Raw genomic sequence first — 25,564 nt, forward strand, 5'->3', positions numbered from 1 at the left:
ATTCTTATCCTCTTAACTGTGAACATAGCCCTTTTTGTGCGGCGTATTCTTCGGCAAACGTCAGCAGGTCAGGGTCATTTAATGGCTGGCGCGGAGCCAGATAAGGTTGCCCGAGCAGGGCGTATTTATTGATGCCAAGTGTGTGATACGGCAAAAAGTGAATGGCTTCGCAGCCGGTTTCTGCCGCTGCGAAATCCACAATCTGACGGATGGACGTTCGGTCAGCATTGAAATCGGGAATTAACGGAACGCGCACGATAAGCCGTTGCCCGGCAGCGGCCAGCCGATGAAAATTATCCATCACGCGTTTTACCGAGCCGCCGGTCAGGCGTTTAAAGGGTTCACTGGCGACATGTTTTAAATCCGCCAGCACGAGATCGAGTGCACCAAGAGAGGGTTCAATGTATTTCCAGGGCACATGCAGACAGCTTTCCACTGCCGTGTGTAAGCCTTCCTGTTTGCAGCGTTGCAGTAACGTGCGTGCCGTTTGCGGCTGCATAAAAGGTTCACCACCGGAAAGCGTTACGCCTCCGCCGGTACGCTGATAAAAAGGCTTATCACGCAAAATTTGCTGCATCAGTGCATCAACATCCACCTCACTGCCGCACACGCTCAGCGCGCCGGAAGGGCAGGTTTGTTCTATCTGGCATAAATCTGCCGCAGTAAAATTTTCCTGCCGGACGCTGATCCTGCCCTCCTCAACGCTGACTGCATGCGGGAATACCTGCGCACAATAGTCACAGCCGCTGCTGCACAGGCGGGTATCGAACAAAATATCGTGGCTGGCGGAGCGACTTTCCGGGTTCTGGCACCAGGTGCATGCCAGGGAGCAGCCTTTAAGAAACACGACCGTACGGATCCCAGGACCATCATGTGTGGAATAACGCTGCACATTGAAAATCATCTCGACACTCCTTTGTGTCTTTTTCTTCTTTCGTAATTTACATGCTTTCATTCGAAAGTGATTTTGATGATGATCAACAAACCTTCTGCTTGCAGGCGTACACTCACTGAACTTTGCATTTGCTCACAAGTTTTAAGGAGAGGTTATGGAGTTGTATCTCGATACTGCTGATGTGGCTGCGGTCAAACGTCTTTCACGCATATTGCCGTTGCAGGGGGTGACGACCAATCCCAGCATTGTGGCGAAAGAAGGTAAACCGCTGTGGGAAGTGTTGCCTGCATTGCGGGATGCGCTGGGCGGGAATGGCAAATTATTCGCGCAGGTGATGGCCTCTGACGCTGAACAGATGGTAGCCGAAGCGCTGTTACTGACGCAGCGCGTTTCAGGTTTAGTGGTAAAAGTCCCCGTAACCCGTGAAGGTCTGGCTGCGATTAAAAAACTGAAAGGGATGAATATTCCGACTCTCGGCACCGCAGTTTACGGGGCGGGCCAGGGGCTGTTATCGGCACTGGCTGGCGCTGAATATGTCGCGCCTTATGTTAACCGTCTGGACGCGCAGGGCGGTGATGGTATTGCCGTCGTAAAAGAGTTGCAGACCCTGCTCAATCTTCATGCGCCGCATTCAAAAGTGCTGGCCGCCAGTTTCAGAACGCCACGACAGGCGATGGATTGCCTGCTGGCCGGTTGCCAGTCAATCACTCTTCCGGTTGATGTTGCGGAACAACTGCTCGATACACCTGCGGTGCAGGCGGCAGTTGAAAAATTTGATGCCGACTGGCGCCAGGCTTTCGGAACTACGTCAATCAGCTGACTTTAATCCTGCAATTCCCAACCCGCACAGGTAACTGCTGCGGGTTTTTTATTTTTTAAAAGATTCAGTCAGGATAATAAAAACTGAAAATGTGATTGCGCTCAGAAATTAAATATTGACGGTGTAAATTATTAAAACTACCGATCTAAAAAATAGAAACATCGTTTCATTTTATGAAGTGAATCACTTTTATACACCTGATAAATGGATAACGTAGCGGCATTCAGTGGTCCGTTACATTTAATCAGGTGAAAAACATGCACATTAAACGAGCGATAGAAAAAATCCCTGGCGGGATGATGTTAGTGCCTCTCTTTCTGGGTGCGCTGTGCCATACCTTCGCGCCTGATTCGGGCAAGTATTTTGGCTCTTTCACTAACGGACTGATGACGGGCACCGTACCGATCCTGGCCGTGTGGTTCTTCTGCATGGGAGCCTCGATCAAACTGAGTGCGACCGGAACTGTTTTACGCAAGTCCGGCACGCTGGTGGTCACGAAAATCGCGGTGGCCTGGATTGTCGCGGCGGTGGTTTCGCGTTTCATGCCTGAAAATGGTGTGGAGTTTGGCTTCTTCGCCGGGCTGTCGGTTCTGGCGCTGGTCGCGTCGATGGACATGACCAATGGCGGTTTGTATGCGTCAGTAATGCAGCAATACGGGACAAAAGAAGAGGCGGGCGCTTTCGTCCTGATGTCTCTGGAGTCCGGCCCGCTGATGACGATGGTTATCCTCGGCACCGCAGGGATTGCGTCCTTTGAGCCCCATGTTTTCGTTGGTGCCGTGCTGCCATTCCTGGTCGGTTTCGGCTTAGGCAATCTGGATCCTGAACTGCGCGAGTTCTTTAGCAAAGCGGTGCAAACGCTGATCCCGTTCTTCGCCTTCGCCCTCGGTAACACCATCAACCTGACTGTCATTGCACAAACCGGTCTGTTAGGCGTGCTTCTGGGTGTGTCAGTCATTGTGATCACCGGCATCCCGCTGATCCTGGCTGACAAATTCATCGGTGGCGGTGACGGCACAGCAGGGATTGCCGCCTCCAGCTCCGCGGGTGCCGCCGTGGCGACGCCGGTACTGATTGCCGAAATGGTCCCGCAGTTCAAACCTATTGCTCCTGCTGCCACGGCGCTGGTCGCTACCTCGGTTATTGTCACCTCTGTACTGGTGCCCATCCTGACAGCGATGTGGTCAAGGAGAGTGAAAAACAAAGCAGTGAAAGGCAAAGTGGCGATGGACCCGCCGATGGCGAGTGTCAAATAACGCCAGATTTGAATTACTCCTCCCTTTCGCAGGGGGGAGCAGTCCGAAATTATCCCTAAAGTCCTGGCGCTTTCCACATCGACGTCGTCAGTTGCCGGTCCACCAGCCCCAGTTGATCCGCGTACACTTCCTGCCAGTTGGCTTTCTGCACCAGATATTTTGCATGGTTCGCCACATCCGGCTGATATTCCCGTTCCCAGCGCACCAGCGCTTCTCCTGTGTCGGCAAGAGACGAATACACGCCTGCCGCGACACCCGCGGCAATCGCACAACCCAGCGCGGTGGCTTCTTTAACCACCGGCACATTGACCGGAACGCCGGTCACATCACTTAAAATCTGACACCATAATTTCCCCTTCGAACCGCCGCCGGAGAACACCAGCGATTTGGCTCTTACGCCGGAGAATGCAGCGATCATATCCAGATTGCAGGCCGAGACGATGGCGGCGTTCTCTTCCAGTGCGCGGAACAGTACCGGTTTGTTGCACTTCTCCGGATCGATGGAAAGATTGATGAACGACGGGGCGGCGTGATACCAGTTCTTGAAATGCATCGCGTCGGAGAATACCGGCGTTACGCCCCAGGCACCGACAGGCACCCGTGCCGCCATGTCTTCCAGCAAACTGTAGGCATCAACGCCAAGACGATGCGCCATGGTTTTTTCTTCTGTACAAAACGCGTCGCGGAACCAGCGCATCGTCAGGCCGGTGAAGAAACTGATGGATTCAGCCTGCGCCATGCCGGGGATGACGTGCGGATTAACGCGGATATTCATCTCCGGATCTGTGACCGCCTGCGGCAGATTGACGATTTGCTGCCAGAATGTCCCGCCAAGAACCGCGGTCTGGCCGGGGCGCACCAGCCCGAGGCCGAGCGTGCCAAGCTGCGCATCGCCCCCTCCCATACCGACCGGCGTACCTGATTTCAGTCCGCAGGCATCCGCGGCGCGGGCAGTGACATATCCGAGACGAGTGCCGGTTTCTGCCACCGGAGAAAGCATATCGGCGCGCAGACCGGCCATATCCAGCAGTTCAGGGCGCCAGTTGCGGGTGGCTAAATCCAGCATGCCGGTAGTCCCCGCGTTGGACGGATCCACCGCCAGCTCGCCGCTGAGCATATACGCCAGCCAGTCGCTGATCATAGTGATGGTGGCAGCCTGTCGGTAAATGTCCGGACGATGATGCGCCAGCCACAACAGACGCGGCATTGCGCTCAGCGCCAGCGTCTGGCCGGAGCATTCATAGACTTCACGTTCAAATTCGAAATCGTGGATTTCTTTTAATTCGGAGACTTCACGGCTGGCGCGGGCATCAACATTGGCACACGCCCAGATAGGTTCTCCGGATTTGTCGTACAGCACGATGCCTTCGCGCATAGAACAGGCGGCGACGGCACGGATAGCGGAAGCAGGAAGATGCGCTTCATGCAGCGCCTGACGAATACACTGGCAGGCCAGCTGCCAGTTTTTTTGCAGATCAAACTCCATTGAACCGGGGACATCCGGCACGGCCAGATGGATCCACTCAGCTTGTCCGGCGGCAATCTGCTCACCTTCAAGATTGAAAATTACCGCCCGGATGCTGCCGGTACCGGCATCCAGTGCCATTAAATAGCTACGATCGTCGTCAGAGTTCGGGGTAGAGGTCATCGTGATGTTCTCTCGTGCCAGTTTATCGGGCACCGTTTACCTGACCGCCACGCCCCTCACTCCCTGCGGGTCAGCCGAGCAACGCCAGCATGGCTCTTGCTGTGCTCTCTTCAGTAACCAGTGCGTTTATTCGTTTACCTTTCAGTGCGGCGACAATCGCTTCAGCCTTCTCAACGCCGCCCGCCACGCCTAATACGGTCGGAATGCTCGCCAGTTCGTCCGGCGCTACGGCAATCAGTTCGTCATGGATCGCCATGTTTTCTGCCAGCTCACCATTGCGCTGCATAAAGAATCCGAGAATGTCGCCGACTGCGCCTTTACGGCCAAATAACAACTGCTCGCCTTCACTGATATAACCGGAGCGCAAAATGGTCGCTTCCTGCTTCTGATTGAGCGAACCAATACCGACCACCGCAATATCCGCAGCACAGGCCGCCAGCATCACGTCGTGTACATTGCGCTCCTGGCGAAATATGGCCGCCACGCTGGCTGATGAAGCCCGCAGCGGTGCCGGAATGATGCTGACACCACAGGCGGCATCGAGTTGTCCGATGCCGGTCATATAAGGACCGACTCCGCCGGAAAGGGTCACCATACGGATCTGCTGAGAGGCGATGAACCCGCTCAGATGCTGCAAGGTACTCATGGCGGTTTCGCCAAATCCCACGGCCAGTAATTGCGCAGGCTTTAACATCGTCATCAGCATATGCGCCGCGCCGACGCCCAGACGTGCGCTCAGGGAACCATCGGCAAGCTGGGGCAGCACACGAACCTGCTGCAAACCAAATCGCTCAAGCAGCGTGTTTTCCAGCGACAAACAGCCCTCAAAGCGCGAGTTGATTTGTACGCGGATCACCCCGGATTGCCGGCCTTTTTCCAGCAGACGTGACACTTTAAGCCGCGTCAGTCCGAGCCGTTCACCAATCTCATTCTGGGTCAGGCCGTCGTGGTAATAGAACCACGCGGTGCGTGCCAGCAGTTCCTCTTCACCCATGCTGAATTCCGGATGGTTAGTCAAATCGGAAAGCGTTGTTTTGTCATTCATAGTGAACACTTATCAAAATGTAGATCAATTGTTCGTTAACGAAATGTTGTTAACTGTGATGTGTTTGGCAAATTTCAAATGATTACTGCCCGAATCATAACGCAGAGTATATGAGTTGAACAAACTGTGATCAGGGCAAAAGTTTTCCGCGTCACCACAGACTAGCTTTATGAACATTGTTAAACAATAAATACATTTGTTCATTTAATGTATCTCACCCGAGGCCAGCCTATGCCGTCCAGCGAAAACTCATCAGCAGGCGCGCCAGCCACTGAACTGCTGTTGCAGGTCAGTGGTGTCAGTAAAAGCTTTTCTGGTGTTGCGGTGCTGAAAGATATCGATTTCTGCCTGCAACGCGGTGAGGTCCATGCACTGCTGGGCGGGAATGGCGCGGGGAAATCGACACTGATGAAAATCATCGCCGGTGTCGAGATTGCCGATCGTGGTGAAATGTTCCTCAGCGGCGCGCCGCTGGTGGCGCTGACGCCAGCAAAAGCGCATCAGGCGGGTATCTATCTGGTGCCGCAGGAGCCGATGCTGTTTCCGAGCCTCAGCGTGCGTGAAAACATTCTTTTTCGTCTGCCCGCACATCAGGCCAGCGAGAAAAAACTGCAACAGTCGCTCACTGAACTGGGCTGCAATCTGCCTCTCGGTTCACTGGCGGGTACGCTGGAAGTCGCCGATCAGCAGCTGGTGGAAATCCTGCGCGGGCTGATGCGTGATGCACGACTGTTGATCCTCGATGAGCCGACAGCTTCCCTGACACCTGCTGAATCTGCCCGGCTGTTTACCCAGGTTCGCCATCTTACGGCGCAGGGTGTCGGTGTGGTGTTCATCTCGCACAAGCTGCCGGAAATCCGCGCCATTGCCGACCGGGTCAGCGTAATGCGCGACGGTAAAATTGCGCTCAGCGGCGCGCTTTCGGCGCTGGATAACGATGCGCTGATTGCTGCTATCACGCCGCAGGCACAGGTAACGGCGCTGCCTGCTGAACAAAAACTTTGGCTGGATTTGCCGGGAGCACGGCGTAATCCGTCAGGAAACGAGCCGGTATTGCAGGTGCAAAACCTCACCGGTGAAGGCTTTATCAATATTTCATTCAGCGCCCGCGCCGGGGAAATCGTCGGGCTGGCAGGCGTTGTCGGGGCAGGGCGAACCGAACTGGCTGAAACCCTGTATGGCCTGCGGGAAGCACAAAGCGGTCAGGTTTTCCTGATGCAGCAAGACATCAGCGGGCTGGGCACCTTACAACGCCTGAAAAAAGGGCTGGTGTATCTGCCGGAAGACCGGCAGGCGTCGGGCCTTTATCTGGATGCGCCGCTGAGCTGGAACACGACCTCCCTGACTTTTAACCGGCAGAGCTGGTGGCTGAATATCAAACGTGAGGCGGCGGTGCTTGAGCGTTATCACCGTGCACTGGGTATCAGATATCGCGACGGGTCGCAAACTGCCCGCACGCTTTCCGGCGGGAATCAGCAGAAATTATTGATCGCTAAATGTCTGGAAGCCCAGCCCGCGGTACTGATCGTCGATGAACCGACGCGCGGTGTGGATGTTTCTGCGCGAGCGGATATTTATCAGCTGCTGCGTAATGTCGTTGAACAGAATGTGGCGGTGATCCTGATTTCTTCTGATCTGGATGAAATAGAAGGGCTGGCCGACCGGGTCTTTGTCATGCATCAGGGCGAAATGAGCGGGGAGTTGCAGGGCAGCGATATCAACGTCAGCAACATTATGCACATCGCGTTTGGTAATCACTCCCAGAGCGCGGCAACCGGAGGATCCTCATGCTGAAGCGGATACAAAATAACCGTGAACTGACTGCGCTGATGGCGATTATTGCGCTCTTTGCCCTGCTCGGCGTGATGGATCGCCAGTCTTTCAGCTTTCAGACGCTGAGCATGATTTTCGGCAGCGCCCAAATTCTGATGTTGCTGGCGATGGGCGCAACGGTGGTGATGCTGACCCGCAATATTGACGTTTCCGTCGGTTCTGTTACCGGCCTGTGCGCCGTGACGCTGGGGGTTTTGCTTAACAGCGGCATGAACCTGCCACTGGCCTGCCTGGCAACACTTGGCGCCGGATTGCTGGCGGGATTATTCAACGGCGTGCTGGTGGCCTGGCTGCGCATTCCTGCGATTGTCGCCACCCTGGGCACCCTGGGTTTATACCGCGGTCTGATGTTGCTGATGACCGGCGGCAAATGGATTGAAGGCTTACCTGCCGGACTGAAATCGTTGTCCGAACCGGTGTTTCTCAGCGTTTCATCGCTTGGCTGGCTGGTGATTGTTTTACTGGTGGCAATGTTCTGGATGCTCAGCCGCACCGCATTTGGCCGCAGTTTTTACGCGGTGGGCGACAACTTGCAGGGCGCGCGTCAGCTTGGCGTGGCCGTTAATCGCGTAAGAATTCTGGCGTTCGGCATCAACGGCATGATGGCAGCCATCGCGGGGATTGTCTTCGCGTCGCAAATCGGCTTCGTGCCTAACCAGACCGGCAGCGGGCTGGAAATGAAAGCCATCGCCGCCTGCGTACTGGGCGGGATCAGCCTGCTGGGCGGTACCGGTTCAATCATCGGCGCGGTGCTGGGGGCGTATTTCCTGACCCAAATCGACAGCGTGCTGGTGCTGTTACGCCTTCCGGCCTGGTGGAACGATTTTATTGCCGGACTGGTGCTGCTGGCGGTGCTGGTCTTCGATGGCCGATTGCGACAGGCGCTGGAGAAAAACCTGCGGCGTCAGAAGTATTCACGCTTCCTGGCGGCCAGTCCGCCGTCTCAGAAGAAACCCGCTGAACGAAAATCTCAGCAGCAAAAAAATCTCACACGCCGGCTAAGTACCGGCAAAAAGAGCGGGGTAGTGTGATGAACAAACTCCAACAATATGGCTGGGAGGCCGCGCTGCTGGCACTGCTGGTTATCGAAATCCTGCTGTTCGGTTTTGCCAATCCGCGCATGCTGGATGCGAATACGCTGCTGTTCAGTACCAGCGATTTCATCACCATCGGGATTGTGGCATTGCCGCTGACGCTGGTGATTGTCAGCGGCGGCATCGACATTTCCTTCGGTTCGACCATCGGCCTGTGCGCTATCGCACTCGGCGTACTTTGTCAGGCTGGCGTTCCGCTGGCACTGGCGATCATCCTCACGCTGGCGCTGGGCGCAACCTGTGGTTTGCTCAATGCCGCGCTGATTCTCTATACCGGCGTGAATCCGCTGGTCATCACGCTGGGCACGCTCTATCTGTTCGGCGGCAGTGCCTTATTGCTTTCCGGACTGGCGGGCGCGACGGGTTTCGAGGGTATCGGTAATTTCCCCGATGCGTTTACCAATTTTGCCAATCAGCTGGTGCTGGGCCTGCCAATGCCGCTGATGATATTCCTTCTGGCGACGCTGTTTTTCTGGCTGCTGATGCACCGCAGTCGTACCGGCCGCAACGTTTTCCTCATCGGCCAGAATGCCCGTGTGGCACGTTATGGCGCACTGCCGGTCAGCCGTACGGTGTTTGCCCTTTACGGTATGACGGGGCTGGCCTCCGCGGTCGCCGCCATCCTGATGACGTCTTATTTCGGCTCAGCCCGTTCTGATCTCGGCAACGCTTTACTGATGCCCGCTATCACAGCGGTCGTGCTCGGCGGTGCCAATATTTATGGCGGTTCGGGTTCCATTCTCGGCACAGCGCTGGCGACGCTGCTGATCGGGTATCTCCAGCAGGGCTTGCAGATGGTCGGCGTCTCCAGCCAGGTTTCCAGTGCGCTGTCCGGCGCGTTGTTGATCCTGGTCGTCATTGGCCGTTCCGCCAGCCTCAACCGGGGTCTTATCCGCAGTGTTTTCCAGCGTTATCGCCAGCGCTGGTCTGCGCCTTCTCCTTCCTTGACGTCTTCTAAATAAGCCGGGGTTAATGATGAAAGCCAACACAATGAAAACCTTATTGATTGCCAGTGCCGTAAGCCTCGCCTGCCTGAGTGCGCAGGCGGCTGAACGTATCGCCTTTATCCCCAAACTTGTGGGTGTCGGTTATTTCACCAGCGGCGGCAATGGCGCGACGGCTGCGGGCAAAGAACTGGGTGTGGACGTGACTTATGACGGTCCGACCGAACCGAGTGTTTCCGGGCAGGTGCAGATGATCAACAACTTCGTCAATCAGGGATACAACGCGATTGTGGTCGCGGCTGTATCACCGGATGGCTTGTGCCCCGCACTTAAACGCGCCATGCAACGCGGCGTGAAAGTGCTGACCTGGGATTCTGACACCAAACCAGAATGCCGCTCGATTTACATCAACCAGGGCACGCCGCAACAGCTCGGGTCGATGCTGGTAGACATGACGTCCAGCCAGGTGAAGAAAGAAAAAGCCAAAGTGGCGTTTTTCTATTCCAGCCCGACGGTGACTGACCAAAACCAGTGGGTGAAAGAGGCGAAAGCCAAAATCGCCAAAGAACATCCGGGCTGGGAAATCGTGACCACGCAGTACGGCTATAACGACGCCACAAAATCGCTGCAAACCGCCGAAGGAATTTTGAAATCTTATGGCGATCTTGACGCCATTATTGCGCCGGACGCCAATGCCTTACCGGCTGCCGCACAGGCGGCGGAAAACCTCAAACGCACCAACGTGACCATCGTCGGCTTCAGTACACCAAACGTCATGCGCCCGTATGTTGAGCGCGGCACGGTCAAACAGTTCGGTCTGTGGGACGTGGTCAGTCAGGGCAAAATTTCGGTTTACGTCGCCGATCAGTTACTGAAAAAAGGCGAACTCAACGTGGGTGACAAACTGGATGTGCCAAACGTCGGAACGGTGGAAGTGGTGCCGAACAGCGTACAGGGCTACCAGTATGAGGCCAAAGGCAACGGCATCGTATTACTGCCGGAACGCGTGGTCTTCACCAAAGACAACATTGGCAAATATGACTTCTGACGATTAAGGAGAAAGGAAAATGGCAGATCTGGACGATATCAGAGACGGTAAGAACTTCGGCATCGGCACTCCACAGGATAATCATGCGTTCTTCCTCAAAGGCAGCGGTCAGCTGGACTGGGGCATGCAGTCGCGACTGGCGCGTATTTTCAATCCGCAGTCCGGGCGTACGGTGATGCTGGCGTTCGACCACGGCTACTTTCAGGGCCCGACCACTGGCCTTGAGCGTATCGATATCAACATTGCGCCGCTGTTTGCCCATACCGATGTACTGATGTGTACCCGTGGCGTGCTGCGCAGCGTGGTTCCGGCGGCGGTCAATAAGCCAGTGGTGATGCGTGCCTCAGGCGGTAACTCGATTCTGACCGAGCTTTCCAATGAAACCGTCGCTGTCGCGATAGAAGACGCGCTGCGCCTGAACGTCGCAGCAATGGCTGCGCAGGTGTATATCGGCAGTGAATACGAACATCAGTCGATCAAAAACATTATTCAGCTGGTCGATCAGGGGATGCGCTACGGCATGCCGACCATGGCAGTAACCGGCGTCGGAAAAGACATGGCGCGTGACCAGCGTTACTTCTCGCTGGCAACCCGCATTGCCGCTGAAATGGGGGCGAACATCATCAAAACCTATTACGTCGATGAAGGTTTTGAGCGCGTCGCGGCGGGCTGTCCGGTACCGATTGTCATAGCGGGCGGTAAAAAACTGCCTGAACGCGAAGCGCTGGAAATGTGTTTTAAAGCCATAGATCAGGGCGCATCCGGTGTGGATATGGGGCGTAACATCTTCCAGTCCGAATCGCCGGTCGCCATGCTGAAAGCCGTGAAAGCGGTGGTACATGAAAACGCCAGCGTAGCGCACGCATACGAATTGTTCCTTAGCGAAAAGGGGTAAACCATGGAAGTGACACTGGTGGAAATTAATGTTCAGCCGGAAAAGGTGGATGAGTTCCTGGAAGTGTTTCACGCCAATCATTCAGGTGCGGTGAAAGAGCCGGGAAACCTAAGGTTTGATGTGTTGCAGGACGAGAAGGTGCCGACCCGATTCTTTATCTACGAAGCCTATCAGGATAATGATGCCGTGCTGGCGCATAAGAAAACACCGCATTATCTGAAATGCGTTGAAGCGCTGGAGGGGATTATGTCGGAGCCGAGGAAGAAGACAACTTTCAAGGGGATTTACCCTTGACCTGTAATTTCTAACCGCAACTGCAACTGCAACTGCAACTGCAACTGCAACTGCAACTGCAACTGCAACTGCAACTGCAACTGCAACTGCAACTGCAACTGCAACTGCAACTGCAACTGCAACTGCAAATTCAAAACCGTGGGCGTCGGCCCACACCGACCAGAGACCCGGTAACGCGCGGGCCTCTGGACTCCGCGCTTTTTTAACTGCGCGCTGTCGCGGGTATGAAGGACATATTCTGGTGCATAAGTGGGTGGCGCAAATCCAGGTGCTTCGCACTTCCTTCTCTCGGTCTTCGAGCCACAGGTCTCGAAGCCGCTCCGTTCAGCTGAATTTTAAGCACGCCAATCCACATTTCTAAAAGATGAAAAAGAGTCCTCTTTTGAATTAAAGATCGTGCGGGCGATTCAGAAATCTTGCTGAACGGAGCGGCCTGAAGACCTCAGGCTTCAGGACCGAGAGAGGGCACCGCGCAGCGGCAAGATTTCCAGCCTGTCGCTGCGATACCTGAAACATAGTCAACGCGCGGATCACGTGTTTGAAAAAGCGAGGGGAGTTCAGAGGGGAAAAGCCTTTCCCCTCTGGTCGGTTTCGGCACTGCGCGTCAGGTGACCGCTGCACTTGAGAAACCGAAATCTTCTCGATCTAATGTTGATTAAATCTCCCCTGTAAGGGGCAATTACATTAACCCCTCGAGCCTCACATATAACTCCCTGAACACTTTTCTTCGCTCCACATAGGCAGCATGTTGTTCTGCATCTGGCTGGTGCACTTGCTCAAGTGCCAGCTCCGGCAGGAACTGTTCCAGCGGTTTACCTGCATTCATTGCAATTTGCGCCAGACGTGCTGCGCCCAATGCCGGACCGACATCGCCGCCGGTGCGGTATTCCAGCGTCTTACCGCTGATATCTGCCAACATTTGCCGCCAGTAAGGGCTGCGGGCACCGCCACCGATCAGAGTGATGCTGTGCGGTTTCAGACCGGTTGCGTGGAGCACGTCCATACCGTCTGCCAGGGCGAATCCCACACCTTCAAGTACCGCGCGGGCAATATCGGCAGGGCCGTGCTGATGTGTCAGACCAAACAACGTTCCTTTGGCATTCGGATTATTGTGCGGCGTGCGTTCACCGGAGAGATACGGGAGGAACCAGACCGGAGAGTCCGCCGGTTGAGTTTTCTGAGCCAGAGTGATCAGTTCACCCACTGAGGCGGTGCCGGTCAGATTGGCGGCCCAGTCCAGACAGGATGCAGCACTGAGCATCACCGACATCAGATGCCAGGTGTCCGGCAGCGCGTGGCAGAAACTGTGTACCGCCTGCTGCGGATTACTCAGGAATCCGTCGCTGACCGCGAAATACACGCCGGAAGTACCCAGGGACAGCATCGCCTGACCCGTTTTGTATAGTCCGACTCCCACTGCGCCGGCAGCATTGTCGCCGCCACCGGCAATTACCGGCACACAATCCATTCCCCAGCGGGAAGCGAGTTCCGGCAGTAACTGACCGGTAATCTGATTGCCTTCGAACAGATCCGGCATGTGTTTGCGCTCCAGGCCGGTTGCGCTGAGCATTTTGTCGCTCCAGTCGCGTTTCGCCACATCAAGCCACATCGTGCCTGCCGCGTCAGACATATCAGAAGCGAAAACGCCGGTCATCAGCCAGCGCAGATAATCTTTGGGCAGTAATACTTTATCTATTTTCACGAACAACTCTGGTTCGTTTTCACGTAGCCAGAGCAGTTTTGGTGCCGTAAAACCGGGCATCATCAGGTTGCCGGTTATCTGGCGGGAGTCAGGGACATCCGCTTCCAGTTTCCCGCACTGGCTGAAACTGCGGCCATCGTTCCATAAAATTGCCGGACGCAGAACCTGATGCTTTGCATCAAGAACCGTGGCGCCATGCATCTGGCCCGTCAGACCGACGGCTTTTACGCTTTGCAGTGCATGTTGCTTAGACAATGCAGAAACCGCACGGTCGGTTGCAGCCCACCAGTCGGCCGGATTTTGCTCAGACCATAAAGGACGGGGACGGGAAAGGGTTAACGCCTCACTGTGGCTGGCGACCACCCGACCTTCTTCGCTAAGCAAAATGGCTTTGACGCCAGACGTACCGAGATCTATTCCGAGATACATATTTTTCCCTTATCTGTTAACCCGTTTCCAGAAAGATTTACGCCCTGCGATTCCGCATAAAGCGGGCAGGGCGTCAGCTTATTTTACAAGATTAACCAAACAGATAACGGTTAACCAGATTCTCCAGACGTTCCTGCTGACCACTCTGGTGCTGAGGTGCCAGCGCGTTTTGTTGCGCGTAGTTGCTCAGGGATTCCAGAGACATTTTGCCTTGCAGGATCTGCTGACCCAGTTCGGTATTCCAGCCTGCGTAACGCTGTGCAACGTGTTTATCCAGTTCACGGCTTTCAATCATACGGGCCGCGACTTTCAACGCCAGCGCCATGGTGTCCATGCCACCAATATGGCCGTAGAACAGGTCATATTTGTCGGTACTCTGACGACGCACCTTAGAGTCGAAGTTCAGACCACCGGTGGTGAAACCGCCCGCTTTGATGATTTCATACATCACCAGCGCATTTTCTTCCACGCTGTTCGGGAACTGGTCAGTGTCCCAGCCACATTGTGGATCGCCGCGGTTCGCATCGACGGAGCCGAAGATACCGAGGGCAATGGCGTTGGCAATTTCATGATGGAAGGAATGACCTGCCAGCGTCGCGTGGTTTGCCTCGATATTTACTTTGATCTCTTTTTCCAGACCAAACTGTTTCAGGAACCCGTAAACCGAAGCAACGTCATAATCATACTGATGCTTGGTCGGCTCCTGCGGTTTTGGCTCAATCAGCAGGGTACCCTGGAAACCAATTTTGTGTTTGTGCTCAACGACCATTTGCATGAAGCGACCTAATTGTTCGCGTTCCTGACGCAGGTCGGTATTGAGCAGGGTTTCGTAACCTTCACGGCCACCCCACAACACATAGTTTTCGCCGCCCAGCTGTTTGGTGGCGTTCATCGCATGAACCACCTGCGTTGCAGCCCAGGTATAAATCTCAGGATTTGGGTTGGTTGCCGCACCCGCACCGTAACGTGGGTTAGTAAAGCAGTTTGCGGTGCCCCACAGCAGTTTTACGCCACTGGATTCTTGTTTTTGCGCCAGAACATCCGTCATCGCGGCAAAATTATTCACGTACTCTTTAATCGTTGCGCCTTCCGGCGAGACATCGACATCGTGGAAGCAGTAGTAAGGAACATTGAGTTTCTGGAAGAACTCGAAAGCTACATCCGCTTTGCGTTTCGCCAGCTCCAGCGCATCGCCGGGTTGTTGCCACGGGCGATCAAATGCGCCCACGCCGAACATATCATTGCCGTTCCAGCAGAATGTGTGCCAGTAGCAGGCTGCGAAACGCAGATGCTCAGCCATCGTTTTGCCGAGGATTACTTCTTCAGGATTGTAATGACGGAATGCCAGCGGGTTAGTGCTGTTAGCACCTTCGTAGCGAACGGCGTCAAGCTTGTCGAAATATGCGTGCATTGAAAACTCCTTGAAAACGGGCCCAGCGGGACTGGGAGGCTGAGGCTCTATCTTCGGAGGAGATGTTAAATCCCACAATTACGTTATTTCACACTCAATTTAATAGAATTATTAAGTGTGCGGTAGATCGCATAAATAAGCCGTTTTCTTCTGGGTTTTTATTCAACTTCCACGATGCCTCGATAATAAAAAGTCTTATCGTGCGCGTATTACAGACAAACCATGATCCCCATCATAATTCCTGAAATAAACAAAAAATCATAATGGAGTGATTAAAATCTGCAATTGCCGATTAATTATCCAGCGACAACAATCCTTGTGTCATTGCTGTACGAACTCTTCTGTATCTGCCTCTACTTATTCTTATAAAAGGTCTGACATGATGAAAATGAATAAAATAATTCTTTCTGCCTGTGCCGCATTAGTGCTTTTCAGCCAGTCAGGGTTGGCGAAAGAAATTAAAATTGGTATGGCTATTGATGACTTACGTTTAGAACGCTGGCAAAAAGACCGTGATATTTTTGTGGCTAAAGCCAAAACTCTCGGTGCAGATGTTTTTGTTCAGTCTGCGAATGGTAATGAAGAAACTCAGATGGCGCAGATTGAAAACATGATCAACCGTGGCGTCGATGTGCTGGTGATCATTCCGTATAACGGACAAGTGCTAAGTAATGTGATTGCCGAGGCCAAACAGGAAGGCATAAAAGTGCTGGCGTATGACCGCATGATTAACAACGCCGACATTGATTTTTATATCTCTTTTGATAATGAAAAGGTGGGCGAACTTCAGGCGCAAAGCCTGGTTGAACGCGTACCACAAGGCAACTATTTCCTGATGGGTGGCTCGCCGGTAGATAACAATGCCAAGCTTTTCCGCGCCGGTCAGATGAAGGTGCTCAATCCGTTAATTAAAGACGGCAAGATAAAAGTGGTGGGTGATCAATGGGCGGATGGCTGGTTGCCAGAAAATGCCCTGAAGATTATGGAAAATGCACTGACCGCGAATAACAACAAAATCGATGCCGTCGTCGCTTCCAATGATGCGACCGCCGGTGGTGCGGTTCAGGCGTTATCTGCGCAGGGTCTGGCGGGTAAAGTGGCGATCTCGGGTCAGGATGCCGACCTTGCGGCAATTAAACGCATTGAAGCCGGCACACAGACCATGACCGTTTATAAACCTATCACTAAACTGGCTAATGACGCTGCCGAAATTGCCGTGCAGTTAGGTAAAGGTGAAACGCCAAAATCTAATGCGACATTAAATAACGGTAAAAAAGAAGTGCCTTCGTATTTATTAACACCTGTTCAGGTGGATAAAAATAATATTGATAGCACCGTAGTAGCTGACGGTTTCCATAAGAAATCTGATCTCTAATTTTTCAATATTTTTCTAGAAAAACAACGCTTCTTTTTGAGGTGTTGTTTTTTCTGGAGGTAAAGATGCCAGAACAATATGAAAAATTACCCCTGCTGGATATGCGAAATATTACCAAGAAATTTGGTGCGGTAAAAGCGGTTGATAATATTAGTCTGACACTGGCCGCGGGCGAAGTGTTATCCCTGTGCGGAGAGAACGGGTCTGGAAAATCGACATTGATGAAAGTGCTGTGCGCAATATACCCTCACGGATCTTTTGACGGGGAAATCTATTTTTCAGGTGAAAGACTTACGGCAAAAGGGATTCGTGATACAGAACAAAAAGGGATTGCGATAATTCATCAGGAACTGGCGCTGGTGAAACAGCTGAGCGTGCTGGAAAACATGTTCCTGGGTAACGAATGGGGCAGTTTTGGCATGCTCGATACCGATAAAATGTACCTTCGTTGTCAGCGCATGCTGGCGCAGGTCAAACTCGATATTGACCCGCACACGCTGGTGGGCGAACTGGGATTAGGACAGCGGCAACTGGTTGAAATTGCTAAAGCCCTCAACAAGCAGGTGCGTTTGCTGGTGCTTGATGAACCCACGGCGTCTCTCACTGAAAGCGAAACCGCTATTTTGCTCGATATTATTCGCGATTTACGCCATCACGATATCGCCTGCATTTACATTTCTCACAAACTGAACGAAGTGAAAGCTATCTCCGACAAGCTTTGTGTCATTCGTGATGGACGTCATATCGCCACATGCAATGCGGCCGGAACGTCAGAAAAAGAAATCATCGCCATGATGGTGGGCCGTGAACTCACGGAGTTATTTCCTGCGCGTGAGCGGCAGATTGGCAATGAAATTTTGCGTATTGAAAACCTCACCGCGTGGCATCCGGTGAACCGCCACATAAAGCGGGTGGATAACGCCGGATTTACCCTGCGTCAGGGCGAAGTGCTGGGCGTCGCAGGCTTAGTCGGTGCAGGCAGAACAGAAATGATGGAGTGTCTGTTCGGGGTTTATCCCGGGCGCTGGTCTGGAGAGGTCTGGCTGGAAGGTCAGAAAGTGCAGATAACTGATTGTCGCGATGCTATGCGCCGTGGCCTGGCGATGGTACCGGAAGACCGAAAACGTGACGGCATCGTGCCGATGATGGCGGTGGGCAGCAATATCACGCTGGCAGCCCTGAGCCAGTTCAGCGGTGGCGGCGTTCTGCGCGAAGCACAGGAACAGCACACCATCAGCGAATCGGTAAAACAACTCAAAATCAAAACCTCCTCTCCCGAGCTGGCAATTGGAAGGCTCAGCGGCGGCAATCAACAAAAAGCCATCCTGGCGCGTTGTCTGCTGCTTAAACCCAGAATCTTAATTCTTGATGAACCCACGCGCGGAATTGATGTGGGGGCAAAACATGAAATCTACAAACTGATCGGCCAGCTTGCGGCACAGGGGATGGCAATCATCGTTATCTCATCAGAGTTACCCGAAGTGCTCGGGCTGAGTGATCGCGTCGTGGTGATGCATCTTGGGCAGGTGAAAGCCTGCCTGGAAAATAACAATTTAAGTCAGGAACAGGTCATGGAAGCCGCATTGAGGAGTGAAGCTTATGTCTAAATTTCCCCAGCCAGGAACCCCTGCCGCCGCCGTCAATGAGAACGGGTCAGAGGCCATGCTATCAGTCAAAAAACTAAAAAGTATCAACCTGCAGGTTTTTGTCATGCTGGCGGCCATCGCGGTGATTATCGTGTTTTTCAGCGTGACCACCGACGGCGCGTACATCAGCGCGCGTAATGTATCTAATCTGCTGCGCCAGACCGCCATTACCGGCATTCTGGCCGTCGGCATGGTATTCGTGATTATTTCTGCTGAAATCGACCTGTCCGTCGGCTCTATGATGGGGTTGCTCGGTGGCGTGGCGGCGATTTTTGACGTCTGGCTCGGCTGGCCGTTGCCACTGACCATCGTGGTGACGCTGGCGCTCGGATTATTGCTTGGCGCATGGAACGGCTGGTGGGTGGCGTACCGCAAAGTGCCATCATTTATCGTCACGCTGGCCGGGATGCTGGCGTTTCGCGGCATTCTGATCGGCATCACCAGCGGGACCACGGTGTCACCGACAACGCCCGCGATGTCGCTGATTGGTCAAAGCTATCTGCCGGATTCTTTCGGCTTCGGTATTGGTGCAGTGGCTCTGGCGCTGTTTATTGGCTGGCAGTGGCGGCGGCGCAAACAGCGTGCAGCTCTCGGGCTGCCGGTAACTGCGGCAAAAAATGATGTCACCCGTCAGGCGCTGACGGCCATCATTGCGCTGGGTGCGATATATCTGCTTAACGATTATCGCGGCGTGCCGACACCGGTACTGATTTTGGTCGCGCTGATGCTCGGCGGCATGTTTATGGCGTCCCGCACCTCTTTTGGTCGTCGTATTTATGCCATTGGTGGCAACATTGAAGCAGCGCGGTTATCCGGAGTTAACGTTGAGCGCAGCAAACTGGCGGTATTTGCGATAAACGGTCTGATGGTGGCAATCGCCGGGTTGATCCTCAGTTCACGTCTGGGTGCAGGTTCGCCATCGGCGGGAAATATTGCTGAGCTGGATGCTATTGCCGCCTGCGTCATTGGCGGAACCAGCCTGGCGGGCGGGGTAGGGAGTGTGGCGGGGGCCGTAATGGGCGCATTCATTATGGCGTCTCTGGATAACGGCATGAGTATGCTGGACGTGCCTACGTTCTGGCAGTACATCGTTAAAGGCGCGATTCTGCTGCTGGCGGTGTGGATGGATTCTGCCACCAAAAGACGCGCATAAATCCGCCGCTGTGGCGGTGATTATGAAGAGCGGTGAGGGAAAACCTGAGGAACCTCACATAATCACTATGCCAAATCAACCTAAGCCATTGCGGTGTGCTATTGACCAACGCAATCAGCCTCATTCAGTTAGCGCAATGAATGAGGCTTAGTCTATTAGAAACCGGTGAGAGACAGGCATGTTTGAGAAACGTTATCGGATCACTCTGTTATTTAACGCTAATAAAGTCTACGACCGTCAGGTAGTAGAAGGAGTAGGTGAGTATTTGCAGGCCTCACAAAGCGACTGGGATATCTTCATTGAAGAGGATTTCCGTTGCCGCATAGATAATATTAAAGACTGGCTTGGCGACGGTGTCATTGCCGATTTTGACGACAGGGAAATCGAGACGTTGCTTAAGGATCTTAACGTTCCGATCGTCGGCGTTGGCGGTTCTTATCATCAGGAAGAGGATTATCCGCCGGTACATTATATCGCCACAGACAACTACGCGCTGGTTGAAGCGGCCTTTATGCACCTTAAAGAGAAGGGCATCAACCGCTTCGCATTTTACGGTTTACCGGATGCGGGCGGAAAGCGTTGGGCGCAGGAACGCGAATATGCCTTCAAAAAACTGGTATCAGCAGAGCAATATCAGGGCGTGGTGTATCAGGGAATGGAAACCGCGCCGGAAAACTGGCAGCACGCGCAAAACCGGCTGGCCGACTGGATACAAACACTCCCGCAGCAAACCGGAATTATCGCGGTGACGGATGCGCGCGCGCGGCACCTGTTGCAGGTCTGCGAGCATCTGAATATTCCGGTGCCGGAAAAGCTCAGTGTGATTGGCATTGATAACGAAGAACTGACGCGGTATTTGTCGCGCGTGGCGCTGTCTTCCGTAGTTCAGGGTACGCGGCAGATGGGATACCGGGCGGCAAAACTTCTCCATCAGTTGCTGGATCAGCGCGATTTACCGTTACAGCGTATTCTGGTGCCACCGGTGAAAGTGGTTGAGCGCCGTTCAACAGATTTCCGTTCTTTACGCGATCCGGCGGTCATCCAGGCCATGCATTACATCCGTTATCACGCCTGTAAGGGCATCAAGGTTGAACAGGTTCTCGACGCCATTGGCATGTCTCGTTCCAATCTGGAAAAACGTTTTAAAGATGAAACCGGGCAAACTATTCATGGCGTGATCCACGAAGAAAAACTTGATCGCGCGCGTAACCTGCTGGCGGCGACGTCGATATCAATTAATGAGATCTCGCAGATGTGTGGCTATCCATCGCTGCAATATTTTTATTCGGTGTTCAAGAAAGGCTACGAAATGACGCCAAAGGAATACCGCAGTATTCATGGTGAAAGTGTTTATCAAGGTATCTGAAGAGTATCGTGACACGATAAAATATCTTATCAACCGTTTATGCAGGGTGCCTGGCTAGTAATTAAACATAATTCAGAAGAATATTGATACTCCCTTAGCCAATGTTTAGGCTAAGGGAGTTGTTATTATTACTGGAAATTAATCGTTAATGTGGTGCTTCTGCCTGCCTCATTTCCAGTTTGTACAGGGAAACAAACTCTTTGAGTTACCATGGAAAAGTTCTTTTGCCATGAAACATTGAATTCAATTTGTTTTCCTTTTTGAGAAATATCTGTACTGGTAATTTTTAGCTCAGAGTCATCAGCTTTTGCCACGAAAGAAGTGGCAGATAAAGGCTCCAAAGTAATACCCCCATAGAGAGAAAATTTTGTGCCGGGATCAATTTGATAAATTGTTCCTGCCAGCAATTTTTTGTCATTCGATGATATGAGATGGTGATTTTCGCTCCTGGAGGTGAGGATATCATCAATATTCATCTCATCATGCGCATATATCCTGTAACCATAGCTTTCACTTGTGCTCTTGCCGTGATTTATCCAGACTGAAAAAATGTTCTGTGTAATGGGCGTTGTACTTCCTGACGTGTTTATATCTGACCAACGCCCCGTCTGATTAGCCGTTTTAACAGTAATATTTTGTCCAGGATACTCTGAAAAATCATAGGTCAGACCATTATGACTTACAGACAGTATAGTTTTACTGGTAATGTTTTCGTTATCTGAAACAACTTGTTGTGTACTGTCAAAATATGTAATGACCGCCTGCCCGCAAAAAAGATCCTGAGCAACGCTCGTGAGTACAGTATTCGACGTTTTAGACGTATCGATACAGGTTGCCAGACAATTTACTTGTGAAGAACTAACAATATTTGTTTTTCTGGCGCCGGAGATATGAACTTTAGATAGCGTCATTGCCAGCACGCCCGTTGTTCCATCACTGATAGCACCAACAAAATCATGACTTCCCCAACTTCCGGAACCCCATTCCATTTTAGGTCAGGTTGGATAACCAGGGTAGGCATGCAACTCTACTGTCGTGCCCGGTATTCTTTCCCAATCCCAAACCGGCTGAATATTATAATATTCATTACCCTTTGAAGTGACCCAATAACTGCCATTACCGATATAATATCCTTTAGTATTCTCGCCATTCCCGGTCTCTGAACCCGCTGTACGGGTAGAAATCGCTTTATTCCAGAAACAGAATTTATCTGAGAAATTCACAAGATAATCATTTACCCAAAAGGCTCTGGCCCCGATAAAGATATTATTGTTGTGTTCATCCTTCGTCTGTAAACGTTTTTTCAGCTCCAACAGCGCAGGTTGTTTAGCAGAAGAACAATATGGCATGAGGATATCAGTCCAGCTAGCCCATCCCGATTGGCTCATGGTACCGCGACTAATCGCTCTTCCCTGAGGATGTATATCGATCATTCCGGCGTAGGTATGCCACCCCAGACCTTCCGTGAGTTCATCAATCAGATTACTAATTGCATCTTCAGCTAAGTTCAGTGAGCCACTTAAGTTTTTAATAAAACTGAAAATATTGGACAGTAATACTGTTCCATAGGAGCATGTATATAATTGTGAACAATAAACTGTACCATTCTTCGGATTGTGTTGGCTGATTGAGTAATCACTGCTAATTCCTTCTCCGTGTTCAACCCCGGTGCGGTCGACAATGTAACATAGCTCATTCATTGCTGACAAAGACGCCAGCATGTACTGAATGTACTTATCCTCTTGTGTATTTTCCCATCCCGCTAGACTCCAAAATAATTGTATGGTAGCGAAATCAGCCTGATTAGCCCCCGTTTCGCCCATAGTTGTATTCGTGGTTTCTATTATGTAAGGTAAAAACACATCTGAAAGGTTGTTTTTTGGAATCATTTTACAAATCAACATTGCACTAATAGCTGCATCCTTCGCAAGTCCAACTTGCCTGTCCCACCAGCTGCTTATATTGTATTTTTGGGACGCATAGAAATTAAGTGCGCTAAAAGCCATGTTTATATAATTTGCATCTTGCACTGATGATTTAACTAAATAGCTTGCTATTGATTTAGTACGGGATAAATGAGAGTACAAAGGCGTACTATTTGTCACTTTTTGGTTTTTATCCGGATAGGTAATATCAGAAAACTTACCGTTATTAAACAGAGAATACCAATGTGCAACATCACTCGAACTGGGGATCGGCGATGAAAGGTTTGCATTTTTAACTTTTGAGTATGTACTTTCTATATCTTTAAGAAATTCCTCAGGATAGTTATACTCCAACTTAACAAGAAGATCGGAGTTGGCAGGAGTCCAGATAATATTCCTGTAGCTCGAACCGAGGGGGCTTATCAGACTGGTTTCTTTATTTTTTTTCGCCAGCTTTAAGGAAGTTGCTTTCCTGGTTGATTTTTTTAGCTATTCTAGATGGCCAGTCATACATAGTATTGTTTTGGGAATTAATATTTAAGGTTAACTCCTCATATTTTTTTCTTCCAGACGCACTTTCGATAATGATTTTAACAGTTGTTCCTGATGGCAAATCTCCTGCTGAAGAAATGTTTTGATTTGATATCCAGTTGTCGAGGTATGGACAGGTGGTAAATACTTTCAGCTCGCTGTCTTCTGCGGGAACCCAGATGAAATTACGGTAACTACTTCCGAGTGTATTCAGTTCCCCGTTTTCACTTCGCTCACCGGCTTTCAAATGCACATCTGCACGTCCATTTATAAAATCTGCGAGGTATTTTGGCCATGAATACATATCGAGCCTATCCTCAGGGATAGGACACAAGATACTGGCTTCAAAGTCTTCATCAGGGTTAATTGCAAATACATTAACTCTCTCTCCGGAAATCGCATCAGACTGAGATACTATCTGACCTTTTTCAATCCAGTTACTGATATTAGTCATGTTATATCCTTATTTTTTTGTGCCAGATAATGTCTGCTCAAAAAGTTATTTTGAGCAGACAAGTGAATCGATGTTATTAAGGTTCAATCACCTTTTGATAACCGGTTAACATCAGGACCGGGGTTTTACCACTTTCTTTTGAATTAACGGTGATCGTCCGGCCATTTCGTTCGCCACCGATGTAATATGCTACTTCGGTTTTTCCTGCTGCGATGGCTGCCCGAACGGCACTGTCGACATCTACATAACGGAATTGTTGAATATTATCCATGTAAATACTGCCGTCTGCGGAGTATTTAAAGGACGGTTTATTATTCCAGGTTACAGTATTTCTTCCCATGAATCAGGGTCGGTAGGATAGAAGAAGATAGAGACTCCCGTATTATCACTGGTATTGCCATTGTATACGCGTATTTTATACTGGAAGGTAACACCAGGGTAATCCTCAATATTTGAAGGAAGTGCAGGGATCTTGAATTTCATTAATGCCAGTATTTGTTTGTTCTGGTCTCGCCCGGAATTACGCCAGTCATCTTGCACTAATAAGACGGGCGCAGTGCCATAATTGGTATCAGCATCATTCTGGTTACTGACATAAGTATCTGCTTCAGCATCGGAATAGCTGTAAGGAATGTTTGTGCCACAATCCATAGTGTAATTCATACAACGTTCAGCCATGAATTTAGCTGCATCATCAGTCCAGGCGTTCATGAAATCGCCATGTGCGGTATAAATGCTCCCCCACAGCGGTGTCAGTTGGCCGTCGATCATCTGAGGGTCCAGCGAAAGCTGAATTTTGCTAACATCCAGAGAGGTTAACTGGGGTAAAACGTAGGCGATGTTCATATTCACTTTCGCCAGTTTCACCGGATGGTCTGCGGGACATTGGCCATTACTGTCGCTGTATACTGCATTTTTGGTGCCTTTGGCTTTCAGGTTTTTACCATCCCAACAGTCGGGGAACATGATCCCGATGTTGAACTGCACCGCATCCCCTTTGGAACGTAACCCGCAGATCTGATCTGCTGTATTGGTGTAGCCGTTGCCGTTGGCGCACAAAAAACTCACCCGCGGATTGGGTCCTGAACCCCGGTGGTCACCGGCCAGCAGTTGCAGACCATGGGGAAATCCGCTAATCGGGTATTGTTCGACATTGTCAGCCTGATAGTAGTTGTTGATATAAGTCGGATTGACGATTTCACCATCGGGTAATTACATGGTGGGCACCCAGTAGCCGGTGCTGTCGGCGGCGTTGTCGCAGGTCGTACCGGAATGGAGCAACAGGCTTTCGGCGGTAGAAAAGGCATCCGTTGAGCGATTACCTACAAAATCATGCGACATTGCCATGCCCGGCATATCGGGCATCAAAATGGCATCATCGGGCTTCATATGACTGAAGTTACAGTCGACGTTGGCTTGTGCATCAGCGGCTTGTGCTGCAGATATTGGTAATCCCGCTGCACAGGCGAGCAACACTGAGGAATACAGAAGAGGTTTCATTTTATTATCCTTTAAATAACGTGGGCTATATATTCAGACAGGTTTTATGTATCCGAAATTAATCATTGCATTTTAATTTCTTTCTTCATAAATGATATTCATCCATGTCCTGTAGTACACCACAGGACGGAATTGACCGCGTTTGATTATTTTCTGAATATCTTATTCCGTCTTGATTATTATTTTTCTTAATCTGTTTTTTGTACACGTAAAATAGGCTGAGTAGTAAAGTAATGAGGTATTTTAGAATAGTGAGGGGCGGTGTTATGCAGAGGGTAGTGAGTTAATAAATAGCCCCAC

The 25,564-nt window shown here is 51.5% G+C and carries 19 protein-coding genes and 2 pseudogenes; 12 read left to right on the top strand and 9 right to left on the bottom strand.

What is annotated here, in order from left to right; all coding sequences use genetic code 11:
• Positions 1–4: 4 nt before the first annotated feature.
• Positions 5–904, bottom strand: a complete 900-nt coding sequence (locus tag J1778_RS23560; RefSeq protein ID WP_217175202.1) for a glycyl-radical enzyme activating protein — start codon at positions 902–904, stop codon at positions 5–7.
• A 145-nt stretch (positions 905–1,049) separates the two neighbouring features.
• Between J1778_RS23560 and fsa the strand changes: the two genes are divergently transcribed.
• Together fsa and kdgT are read left to right on the top strand one after the other, a co-directional pair.
• A complete protein-coding gene (gene fsa / locus J1778_RS23565) occupies positions 1,050–1,715 on the top strand; it encodes a fructose-6-phosphate aldolase (RefSeq protein ID WP_217175203.1) in 666 nt (221 codons plus the stop codon).
• A gap of 257 nt (positions 1,716–1,972) precedes the next feature.
• The gene (gene kdgT / locus J1778_RS23570; RefSeq protein WP_217175204.1) at positions 1,973–2,971 is read left to right on the top strand and encodes a 2-keto-3-deoxygluconate transporter; all 999 of its coding nucleotides are present in this window, start codon (positions 1,973–1,975) and stop codon (positions 2,969–2,971) included.
• A 55-nt stretch (positions 2,972–3,026) separates the two neighbouring features.
• Here kdgT and lsrK read toward each other — a convergent pair whose 3' ends face one another.
• The gene (lsrK, locus tag J1778_RS23575) at positions 3,027–4,619 is read right to left on the bottom strand and encodes an autoinducer-2 kinase (protein WP_217175371.1); all 1,593 of its coding nucleotides are present in this window, start codon (positions 4,617–4,619) and stop codon (positions 3,027–3,029) included.
• A 70-nt stretch (positions 4,620–4,689) separates the two neighbouring features.
• Positions 4,690–5,664, bottom strand: coding sequence for a transcriptional regulator LsrR (gene lsrR, locus J1778_RS23580; protein WP_217175205.1), 975 nt, complete (start codon positions 5,662–5,664; stop codon positions 4,690–4,692).
• A 231-nt stretch (positions 5,665–5,895) separates the two neighbouring features.
• Here lsrR and lsrA point away from each other — a divergent pair, with 231 nt between their 5' ends.
• From lsrA to lsrG, 6 genes are read left to right on the top strand one after another with little or no spacing between them, the layout of a single operon-like run.
• A complete protein-coding gene (gene lsrA / locus J1778_RS23585) occupies positions 5,896–7,458 on the top strand; it encodes an autoinducer 2 ABC transporter ATP-binding protein LsrA (RefSeq protein ID WP_217175206.1) in 1,563 nt (520 codons plus the stop codon).
• Positions 7,452–8,528 (top strand): autoinducer 2 ABC transporter permease LsrC, encoded by a 1,077-nt coding sequence (lsrC, locus tag J1778_RS23590; protein ID WP_217175207.1) that lies wholly within the window; start codon positions 7,452–7,454, stop codon positions 8,526–8,528. The genes lsrA and lsrC overlap by 7 nt, the downstream gene beginning before the upstream one ends.
• On the top strand, positions 8,528–9,553 hold the full coding sequence (lsrD, locus tag J1778_RS23595) for an autoinducer 2 ABC transporter permease LsrD (protein WP_217175208.1): 1,026 nt from the start codon (positions 8,528–8,530) through the stop codon (positions 9,551–9,553). Before lsrC ends, lsrD begins: the two co-directional genes overlap by 1 nt.
• Before the next feature lie 28 nt (positions 9,554–9,581).
• Positions 9,582–10,583, top strand: coding sequence for an autoinducer 2 ABC transporter substrate-binding protein LsrB (gene lsrB, locus J1778_RS23600; RefSeq protein WP_420804101.1), 1,002 nt, complete (start codon positions 9,582–9,584; stop codon positions 10,581–10,583).
• Positions 10,584–10,602: 19 nt separating this feature from the next.
• Positions 10,603–11,478, top strand: a complete 876-nt coding sequence (gene lsrF / locus J1778_RS23605; protein WP_015697598.1) for a 3-hydroxy-5-phosphonooxypentane-2,4-dione thiolase — start codon at positions 10,603–10,605, stop codon at positions 11,476–11,478.
• A gap of 3 nt (positions 11,479–11,481) precedes the next feature.
• The gene (gene lsrG / locus J1778_RS23610) at positions 11,482–11,772 is read left to right on the top strand and encodes a (4S)-4-hydroxy-5-phosphonooxypentane-2,3-dione isomerase (protein ID WP_217175210.1); all 291 of its coding nucleotides are present in this window, start codon (positions 11,482–11,484) and stop codon (positions 11,770–11,772) included.
• On the opposite strand, the gene J1778_RS23615 is transcribed toward lsrG, so the two are convergent.
• From J1778_RS23615 to xylA, 3 genes are all read right to left on the bottom strand, one after another.
• Complete coding sequence (locus J1778_RS23615) at positions 11,763–11,900, bottom strand: hypothetical protein (RefSeq protein ID WP_217175211.1); 138 nt, start codon at positions 11,898–11,900, stop codon at positions 11,763–11,765. The two genes, lsrG and J1778_RS23615, sit on opposite strands and share 10 nt — an antisense overlap.
• A gap of 551 nt (positions 11,901–12,451) precedes the next feature.
• Positions 12,452–13,903 carry a xylulokinase gene (gene xylB, locus J1778_RS23620; RefSeq protein WP_217175212.1) on the bottom strand — a complete coding sequence of 484 codons (1,452 nt, stop codon included), beginning with the start codon at positions 13,901–13,903 and terminating at the stop codon, positions 12,452–12,454.
• A 91-nt stretch (positions 13,904–13,994) separates the two neighbouring features.
• On the bottom strand, positions 13,995–15,314 hold the full coding sequence (gene xylA, locus J1778_RS23625; RefSeq protein ID WP_217175213.1) for a xylose isomerase: 1,320 nt from the start codon (positions 15,312–15,314) through the stop codon (positions 13,995–13,997).
• A 382-nt stretch (positions 15,315–15,696) separates the two neighbouring features.
• Here xylA and xylF point away from each other — a divergent pair, with 382 nt between their 5' ends.
• The 4 genes from xylF (at position 15,697) to xylR (ending at position 20,854) form a co-directional block, all read left to right on the top strand.
• Entirely contained in the window at positions 15,697–16,689 is a 993-nt protein-coding gene (gene xylF / locus J1778_RS23630) for a D-xylose ABC transporter substrate-binding protein (protein ID WP_217175372.1), read from the top strand.
• Between the two features lie 65 nt (positions 16,690–16,754).
• The gene (locus J1778_RS23635) at positions 16,755–18,296 is read left to right on the top strand and encodes a xylose ABC transporter ATP-binding protein (RefSeq protein ID WP_217175214.1); all 1,542 of its coding nucleotides are present in this window, start codon (positions 16,755–16,757) and stop codon (positions 18,294–18,296) included.
• Positions 18,289–19,488 carry a xylose ABC transporter permease XylH gene (gene xylH / locus J1778_RS23640; RefSeq protein ID WP_217175215.1) on the top strand — a complete coding sequence of 400 codons (1,200 nt, stop codon included), beginning with the start codon at positions 18,289–18,291 and terminating at the stop codon, positions 19,486–19,488. Before J1778_RS23635 ends, xylH begins: the two co-directional genes overlap by 8 nt.
• Before the next feature lie 178 nt (positions 19,489–19,666).
• Positions 19,667–20,854, top strand: a complete 1,188-nt coding sequence (xylR, locus tag J1778_RS23645; RefSeq protein WP_217175216.1) for a D-xylose utilization transcriptional activator XylR — start codon at positions 19,667–19,669, stop codon at positions 20,852–20,854.
• A gap of 128 nt (positions 20,855–20,982) precedes the next feature.
• Here xylR and J1778_RS24665 read toward each other — a convergent pair.
• The 3 genes and pseudogenes from J1778_RS24665 to J1778_RS23665 all read right to left on the bottom strand — a co-directional run bounded on the left by J1778_RS24665 (position 20,983) and on the right by J1778_RS23665 (position 25,264).
• Positions 20,983–23,133, bottom strand: a pseudogene (locus J1778_RS24665) (polysaccharide lyase family 8 super-sandwich domain-containing protein).
• An 82-nt stretch (positions 23,134–23,215) separates the two neighbouring features.
• Complete coding sequence (locus tag J1778_RS23660; RefSeq protein ID WP_217175219.1) at positions 23,216–23,764, bottom strand: hypothetical protein; 549 nt, start codon at positions 23,762–23,764, stop codon at positions 23,216–23,218.
• A gap of 76 nt (positions 23,765–23,840) precedes the next feature.
• Positions 23,841–25,264, bottom strand: a pseudogene (locus J1778_RS23665) (CBM96 family carbohydrate-binding protein).
• Between the last annotated feature and the right edge of the window lie 300 nt (positions 25,265–25,564).

Origin of the sequence: Rahnella bonaserana (genome assembly GCF_019049675.1) — a bacterium.
Taxonomy (GTDB): Bacteria; Pseudomonadota; Gammaproteobacteria; order Enterobacterales; family Enterobacteriaceae; genus Rahnella; species Rahnella bonaserana.